We start from the raw sequence: 7,422 nt of genomic DNA on the forward strand, positions 1-7,422 counted from the left end.
AGTCAACATGGCTGATGACAAACATCCCCTGCGCGTTGGCGTGGGTGGCCCGGTGGGGTCGGGCAAAACCGCCCTGCTGGAAGCACTCTGCAAGGCAATGCGCGACACGTACCATCTCGCAGTAGTAACCAATGATATCTACACCAAAGAGGATCAGCGGATCCTGACCGAAGCGGGCGCGCTGGAACCAGAGCGCATCGTGGGTGTGGAGACCGGTGGTTGTCCGCATACCGCCATCCGTGAAGATGCATCGATGAACCTCGCGGCAGTCGAAGCGCTCAGCGAGAAGTTTGGCAATCTGGATCTGATCTTCGTTGAAAGCGGCGGCGACAACCTGAGTGCGACTTTCAGCCCGGAGCTGGCGGATCTGACCATTTACGTGATTGACGTGGCTGAGGGAGAAAAAATCCCACGTAAAGGCGGGCCGGGGATCACCAAATCGGATTTTCTGGTGATCAACAAAACCGACCTCGCGCCGTACGTCGGTGCTTCGCTGGAGGTGATGGAACGCGACACCAACCGCATGCGCGGTGAGCGTCCGTGGACATTTACCAACCTGAAGGCGGGCGATGGTCTGGCGACGATTATTGCGTTTCTGGAAGAAAGAGGAATGCTGCGGGTGTAGTCGTAAATGTCCCTCTCCCCTGTGGGGAGAGGGTTAGAGTGAGGGGGTTACGCCTCCGGCAGCTCCGCCAGTGGCCAGCGCGGACGCACGGACACACTCAGATCGGAGGTTGCACCGGCGTTCAGGCGCACCATCCCGGCGTAGGCGATCATCGCCCCGTTATCGGTACAAAATTCCGGGCGGGCATAGAACACTTCTCCGCGACGCTTCTGCATCATCTCCGCCAGTTTCGCACGCAGCGTGCGGTTAGCACTCACGCCACCGGCCATCACCAGACGCTTAAAGCCCGTCTGATCCAGCGCACGCTTGCACTTGATCATCAGCGTATCCACCACCGCATCTTCAAACGCACGGGCGATATCAGCACGCGTCTGCTCGCTATCGTCGTTATTGCGGATCGTATTCGCCGCGAAGGTTTTCAGGCCAGAGAAGCTAAAATCCAGCCCTGGGCGGTCGGTCATCGGGCGCGGGAAAACAAAGCGCCCTTCCGTGCCCTGCGCGGCCATTTTTGACAGCATCGGGCCACCTGGGTAGTCCAGCCCCAGCAGCTTGGCAGTTTTGTCGAACGCTTCACCGGCTGCGTCGTCGATTGACTCACCCAGCAGTTCATATTTACCAATGCCCGTCACGCTAATCAGCTGGGTATGACCGCCGGAAACCAGCAGCGCCACAAACGGGAACTCAGGCGGATTCTCTTCCAGCATCGGTGCCAGAAGATGCCCTTCCATATGGTGAACCGGAATAGCCGGAACATCCCACGCAAACGCCAGCGAACGACCAACCGTTGCACCAACCAGCAGCGCACCGACCAGGCCCGGGCCCGCGGTATACGCCACCGCATCAATATCATCTGAACACAACCCGGCTTCTTTCAGCGCCGCCTGAATCAGGGGAACCGTTTTACGCACATGGTCACGGGAAGCCAGTTCAGGCACAACGCCACCGTAGTCAGCATGCAATTTCACCTGACTATACAGCTGGTTGGCAATAAGCCCTTTTTCGTCGTCGTAAATGGCGATGCCGGTTTCATCGCAGGACGTTTCAATACCCAGTACACGCATGACTTGTTTTACCTCGTTTCAATACCGCGCAGTGTAGGGCCAATGCGGGTTGATGTAAAACTTTGTTCGCCCCAGGACATCGGCTCGTGTATACTCCTCCTCCTTATAAAAGTCCCATTTCAAAATCGCATCGGTGCTTTACAAAGCAGCAGCATTTGCAGTAAAATTCCGCACCATTTTGAAATAAGCTGGCGCTGATGCCAGCGGCAAACCGAATTTATTAAAGGTGAGAGTTACATGCCGGTAATTAAAGTACGTGAAAACGAGCCGTTCGACGTAGCACTGCGTCGCTTCAAACGTTCATGCGAGAAAGCAGGTGTTCTGGCTGAAGTTCGTCGTCGTGAGTTCTATGAAAAACCAACGACCGAACGTAAGCGCGCTAAAGCTTCTGCAGTGAAACGTCACGCGAAGAAACTGGCTCGCGAAAACGCACGCCGTACTCGTCTGTACTAATCCATTGAGGGCCAGAGCCCTCAGTGAGCAGACAGAGTAATAGTCGTAAGGCCGTGCTTCCGGAAGGAATGCGCGGCTTGTTTTCGTTTATAAATCAGCATTTATACAAAATCATTCACACTGTATCAAGGCGGCAAGTGAGTGAATCCCCGGAGCTTACTTAGGTAAGTGACAGGGATGAGCGAACGTAGCCAACGCAGAGACAGTTTGAAGGATGAAGTGTAATTTTTGGGGCATATGGCCGGAAGAATCCCACGCGTATTTATCAATGATCTGCTTGCCAGAACCGACATCGTCGATCTCATCGACGCGCGGGTAAAGCTAAAAAAGCAGGGCAAGAACTACCATGCGTGCTGTCCGTTCCATAATGAAAAAACCCCCTCTTTCACCGTAAACGGTGAGAAGCAGTTCTACCATTGCTTCGGCTGTGGCGCACACGGTAATGCCGTCGATTTTTTAATGAACTACGACAAGCTCGAGTTTGTTGAAACCGTCGAAGAACTGGCGGCGATGCACAACCTTGAAGTGCCGTATGAAGCAGGCAGTGGGCCAAGCCAGATAGAGCGCCATCAACGGCAAACGCTTTATCAACTGCTGGATGGCCTGAATTCGTTTTACCAACAGTCTCTAAAGCACGCTGCTGCTGAGCCTGCGCGTCAGTATCTGAACAAGCGCGGACTGAGCGACGATGTCATTGCGCGTTTCGCTATTGGTTACGCCCCGCCCGGCTGGGACAACGTGTTAAAGCGTTTTGGCGGCAATAGCGAAGATCGTAAATCGCTGATCGACGCAGGCATGCTGGTCACCAACGACCAGGGACGAAGCTACGACCGCTTCCGTGAACGGGTCATGTTCCCGATCCGCGACAAGCGTGGCCGGGTAATAGGTTTTGGTGGTCGCGTGCTGGGTGATGCCCTGCCGAAGTACCTGAACTCCCCGGAAACCGATATTTTCCATAAAGGCCGCCAGCTTTACGGTCTTTATGAGGCGCAGCAAGATAATGCGGAACCTCCGCGTCTTCTGGTCGTCGAAGGCTATATGGACGTCGTCGCCCTGGCGCAGTACGACATTAACTATGCCGTTGCGTCTTTAGGCACGTCCACTACCGCCGATCATATTCAGTTGCTGTTCAGGGTGACCAACAACGTCATCTGCTGTTACGACGGTGACCGTGCAGGACGTGATGCCGCCTGGCGTGCGCTGGAGACGGCACTCCCTTATATGACCGACGGGCGTCAGTTACGCTTTATGTTCCTGCCCGACGGTGAAGACCCGGATACGCTGGTGCGTAAAGAGGGCAAGGCGGCATTTGAAGCGCGGATGGAGCAGGCACAGCCGCTCTCCACGTTTTTGTTTAACAGCCTGATGCCGCAGGTGGATTTGAGTACCCCTGACGGGCGCGCGCAGCTGAGTACGCTGGCACTGCCGTTAATCAGTCAGGTGCCCGGTGAAACGCTGCGCATCTATCTGCGTCAGGAGTTAGGCAACAAGCTCGGTATCCTCGATGACAGCCAGCTTGAACGTTTAATGCCAAAACAGGCTGAAAACGGCGCGGTTCGCCCCGTACCTCAGCTAAAACGCACAACCATGCGTATACTGATAGGGTTACTGGTACAAAACCCCGAACTTGCTCCGCAAGTGCCATCGCTGGCGGGTTTGAACCACGAAAAGTTGCCTGGACTTGGTTTATTTTCAGAATTGGTCAACACTTGTCTGTCACAGCCAGGTCTGACCACCGGACAACTTTTAGAGCATTATCGCGGCACAAAAGAGGCCGCAACCCTTGAAAAATTGTCGATGTGGGACGATATAGCAGATAAAGATATTGCGGAAAAAACGTTCACCGACTCACTCAATCATATGTTTGATTCGATGCTTGAACTGCGCCAGGAAGAGTTGATTGCTCGCGAGCGCACACACGGTTTAAGCAGCGAAGAACGCCGGGAGCTCTGGATGTTAAACCAGGAACTGGCGAAGAAATAAGTTAAAGACAAAAGTATTCAACGGCTTAAGTGCCGAATATCGATCGGGAAGCCCCCGGCAGCCGCACTGAGAGGCAGCGGCACAAATATAAGTACGCCCTCGCTTTAAAGGTTGGCAAACCATCGCTGACACCAATCAAACGAATTAAGTGTGGATACCGTCTTATGGAGCAAAACCCGCAGTCACAGCTGAAACTTCTTGTCCAACGCGGTAAGGAGCAAGGCTATCTGACCTATGCCGAGGTCAATGACCATCTGCCGGAAGATATCGTCGACTCAGATCAGATCGAAGACATCATCCAAATGATCAATGACATGGGCATTCAGGTGATGGAAGAAGCACCGGATGCCGATGATCTGTTGCTGGCTGAAACCTCCAACAACACTGATGAAGATGCAGAAGAAGCTGCTGCACAGGTACTGTCCAGCGTGGAATCTGAAATCGGGCGTACTACTGACCCGGTTCGCATGTACATGCGCGAAATGGGTACCGTTGAACTGTTGACCCGCGAAGGCGAAATCGACATTGCAAAACGCATTGAAGACGGGATCAACCAGGTTCAGTGCTCTGTTGCCGAATACCCGGAAGCGATCACCTATCTGCTGGAGCAGTACGATCGCGTTGAAGCTGAAGAAGCGCGTCTGTCCGATCTGATCACCGGTTTTGTCGACCCGAATGCTGAAGAAGATATGGCTCCGACCGCCACTCACGTCGGCTCTGAACTGTCTCAGGAAGAGATGGATGACGACGAAGACGAAGATGAAGAAGACGGCGACGACGACAGCAGCGACGACGACAACAGCATCGACCCTGAACTGGCACGTGAGAAGTTTGGTGAGCTGCGTACCCAGTACGAAGTGACCCGTGACACCATCAAAGCGAAAGGCCGCAGCCACGCAGCCGCTCAGGAAGAGATCCTGAAACTGTCTGAAGTGTTCAAACAGTTCCGCCTGGTGCCAAAACAGTTCGATTACCTGGTGAACAGCATGCGCGTCATGATGGATCGCGTACGTACCCAGGAACGCATCATCATGAAGCTGTGCGTTGAACAGTGCAAAATGCCGAAGAAGAACTTCATCACCCTCTTCACCGGCAACGAAACCAGCGAAACCTGGTTCAACGCAGCTATCGCGATGAACAAGCCGTGGTCTGAAAAACTGCACGACGTGACAGAAGATGTTCAGCGCGGCCTGCAGAAACTGCAGCAAATTGAAGAAGAAACGGGCCTGACCATCGAGCAGGTAAAAGACATCAACCGTCGTATGTCCATCGGTGAAGCGAAAGCCCGCCGTGCGAAGAAAGAGATGGTTGAAGCGAACTTGCGTCTGGTTATCTCTATCGCCAAAAAATACACCAACCGTGGTCTGCAGTTCCTGGATCTGATTCAGGAAGGCAACATCGGTCTGATGAAAGCGGTAGATAAGTTTGAATACCGTCGTGGTTACAAGTTCTCCACCTACGCAACCTGGTGGATCCGTCAGGCGATCACCCGTTCTATCGCAGACCAGGCGCGCACCATCCGTATTCCGGTGCATATGATTGAGACCATTAACAAGCTCAACCGTATCTCCCGCCAGATGCTGCAAGAGATGGGTCGCGAGCCGACGCCGGAAGAGCTGGCTGAACGCATGCTGATGCCGGAAGACAAGATCCGTAAAGTGCTGAAGATCGCCAAAGAGCCAATCTCCATGGAAACACCAATCGGTGATGATGAAGATTCGCATCTGGGTGATTTCATCGAGGATACCACCCTCGAGCTGCCGCTGGACTCTGCGACCACCGAGAGCCTGCGTGCTGCAACGCACGACGTTCTGGCTGGCCTGACCGCTCGTGAAGCAAAAGTTCTGCGTATGCGTTTCGGTATCGACATGAACACCGACCACACGCTGGAAGAAGTGGGTAAACAGTTCGACGTTACCCGCGAACGTATCCGTCAGATCGAAGCGAAGGCGCTGCGTAAACTGCGCCATCCAAGCCGCTCTGAAGTGCTGCGTAGCTTCCTGGACGATTAATCGCTCCGGTACTGAAAAAGCTCCCAATCGGGAGCTTTTTTTTGTTTATTCCCTCTCCCTGTGGGAGAGGGTGAGGGCATCAGGCCACAGAGGACCCTAAAGCCCCCGCACCGCCAGCGTCTCATCCAGTTCGCGATACGCCTCGACCAGATTATCCAGCGTTGCCCTGTTCAGCCCGCTCGGGTTCGGCAGCACCCATACCTGCGTCACGCCAATGGAGGTACTCTGTTTGCCCCACTTCGTCCCGCGCTGACCAAATGCTTGTTCGTACGCCTGCTTCCCCAGAATCGCCAGCGCTGCTGGCTGGTAATCTTCCATTTTCTTAATCAGCTCCCGCCCACCGCTGCGCAACTCATGCAGGTTCACCTCACTCGCCTGCACCGTTGGCCGCTCGACCAGCATGGTGATCCCGCAGCGCGTATCCAGCAGATGCTGTTCCTCTTCCGGCTTCAGTAACCTGTCGGTAAACCCCGCCTGATGGATAACCTTCCAGAAGCGGTTTCCCGGATGGGCGAAGTGAAAACCGGTATGCGCCGAGGACTTGCCAGGGTTGATGCCACAGAACACCACCCGCAGCCCAGGGACAAGAATATCGTTGATCATGTTTACTCCCGATCGATACATCGTCGGAGAAGTATAAAGGATTGATTATGCATTGTTTATAAAAACAGCAAGCGGGTGTGAATGGCTGGATTGCTGCGGGGAGTTACTTTATAATTCACCGCCACGGCCCCTTAGCTCAGTGGTTAGAGCAGGCGACTCATAATCGCTTGGTCGCTGGTTCAAGTCCAGCAGGGGCCACCAAACTTTATCAGTAGATACATGCAGTTAGGCCACTCTCGCGAGTGGCTTTTTTGTTACCTATCCACCACGTGTCGCAAAAGTGTCGCAGCAGTAAAATTCTTCTATCGCATAAGCTGTTATTAACGCCCTAAAAAACAAGAAACCCGCACAAGGCGGGTTTCGGTTACATCCACAATTGTCTCTGACCACTGGATGAAGGATGGGGTGGTACTGGAGTGATATTGTAAGCACACCTGTTTTAGTTCCACGCACTTTTTGAGATTTCCGGTTTTTCAGCCATCAGCCGGTACTCTTCCGGTGTCAGGTTATTCAGGGACTCATGTGGTCGCTCGCTGTTATATTCCATCAGCCAGCGCTCAGTAATTTCCCGTGCTTCATTTAGTGTCCTGAACAGATAAAAATCCAGGATTTCTGTCCGGTATGTCCGGTTGAACCGTTCGATAAAAGCATTCTGTGTTGGTTTACCCGGCTTGATAAATTCGAG

7 protein-coding genes and 1 tRNA gene are annotated in these 7,422 nt (G+C 53.6%); 5 read left to right on the forward strand and 3 right to left on the reverse strand.

Annotated elements, in window-relative coordinates; all coding sequences use genetic code 11:
* Positions 1 to 7: 7 nt before the first annotated feature.
* Positions 8 to 625: an urease accessory protein UreG gene (gene ureG, locus ACJ9N4_RS05975; RefSeq protein ID WP_182918972.1), complete on the forward strand. Its 618-nt coding sequence runs from the start codon at positions 8 to 10 to the stop codon at positions 623 to 625.
* A gap of 47 nt (positions 626 to 672) precedes the next feature.
* Here ureG and tsaD read toward each other — a convergent pair whose 3' ends face one another.
* Positions 673 to 1,686, reverse strand: coding sequence for a tRNA (adenosine(37)-N6)-threonylcarbamoyltransferase complex transferase subunit TsaD (gene tsaD, locus ACJ9N4_RS05980; RefSeq protein ID WP_182272679.1), 1,014 nt, complete (start codon positions 1,684 to 1,686; stop codon positions 673 to 675).
* Positions 1,687 to 1,923: 237 nt separating this feature from the next.
* On the opposite strand from tsaD, the gene rpsU reads away from it, so the two are divergent.
* From rpsU to rpoD, 3 genes are all read left to right on the forward strand, one after another.
* Complete coding sequence (rpsU, locus tag ACJ9N4_RS05985) at positions 1,924 to 2,139, forward strand: 30S ribosomal protein S21 (RefSeq protein WP_001144069.1); 216 nt, start codon at positions 1,924 to 1,926, stop codon at positions 2,137 to 2,139.
* A 237-nt stretch (positions 2,140 to 2,376) separates the two neighbouring features.
* A complete protein-coding gene (gene dnaG / locus ACJ9N4_RS05990; protein WP_182272680.1) occupies positions 2,377 to 4,122 on the forward strand; it encodes a DNA primase in 1,746 nt (581 codons plus the stop codon).
* 164 nt (positions 4,123 to 4,286) lie between these two features.
* Complete coding sequence (gene rpoD / locus ACJ9N4_RS05995; RefSeq protein ID WP_182272681.1) at positions 4,287 to 6,134, forward strand: RNA polymerase sigma factor RpoD; 1,848 nt, start codon at positions 4,287 to 4,289, stop codon at positions 6,132 to 6,134.
* A gap of 96 nt (positions 6,135 to 6,230) precedes the next feature.
* Here the strand turns inward: rpoD and mug are convergent, their stop codons facing one another.
* The gene (mug, locus tag ACJ9N4_RS06000) at positions 6,231 to 6,737 is read right to left on the reverse strand and encodes a G/U mismatch-specific DNA glycosylase (RefSeq protein WP_182918973.1); all 507 of its coding nucleotides are present in this window, start codon (positions 6,735 to 6,737) and stop codon (positions 6,231 to 6,233) included.
* A 125-nt stretch (positions 6,738 to 6,862) separates the two neighbouring features.
* On the opposite strand from mug, the gene ACJ9N4_RS06005 reads away from it, so the two are divergent.
* Positions 6,863 to 6,938, forward strand: a tRNA-Ile gene (locus ACJ9N4_RS06005).
* 238 nt (positions 6,939 to 7,176) lie between these two features.
* Here ACJ9N4_RS06005 and ACJ9N4_RS06010 read toward each other — a convergent pair.
* Positions 7,177 to 7,422, reverse strand: a 246-nt coding sequence (locus ACJ9N4_RS06010) for an integrase core domain-containing protein (RefSeq protein WP_411500323.1), incomplete at its 5' end; no start/stop codon positions are given.

Source organism: Enterobacter sp. LM3 (genome assembly GCF_046622475.1).
GTDB classification, from domain to species: Bacteria; Pseudomonadota; Gammaproteobacteria; order Enterobacterales; family Enterobacteriaceae; genus Enterobacter; species Enterobacter cloacae_P.

What these genes read in the sequence shown, in the direction of transcription:
- ureG (WP_182918972.1), top strand. Translation starts at nt 8, where the DNA reads ATGGCTGATGACAAACATCCCCTGCGCGTTGGCGTGGGTGGCCCGGTG.
- tsaD (WP_182272679.1), bottom strand. Translation starts at nt 1,686, where the DNA reads ATGCGTGTACTGGGTATTGAAACGTCCTGCGATGAAACCGGCATCGCC.
- rpsU (WP_001144069.1), top strand. Translation starts at nt 1,924, where the DNA reads ATGCCGGTAATTAAAGTACGTGAAAACGAGCCGTTCGACGTAGCACTG.
- dnaG (WP_182272680.1), top strand. Translation starts at nt 2,377, where the DNA reads ATGGCCGGAAGAATCCCACGCGTATTTATCAATGATCTGCTTGCCAGA.
- rpoD (WP_182272681.1), top strand. Translation starts at nt 4,287, where the DNA reads ATGGAGCAAAACCCGCAGTCACAGCTGAAACTTCTTGTCCAACGCGGT.
- mug (WP_182918973.1), bottom strand. Translation starts at nt 6,737, where the DNA reads ATGATCAACGATATTCTTGTCCCTGGGCTGCGGGTGGTGTTCTGTGGC.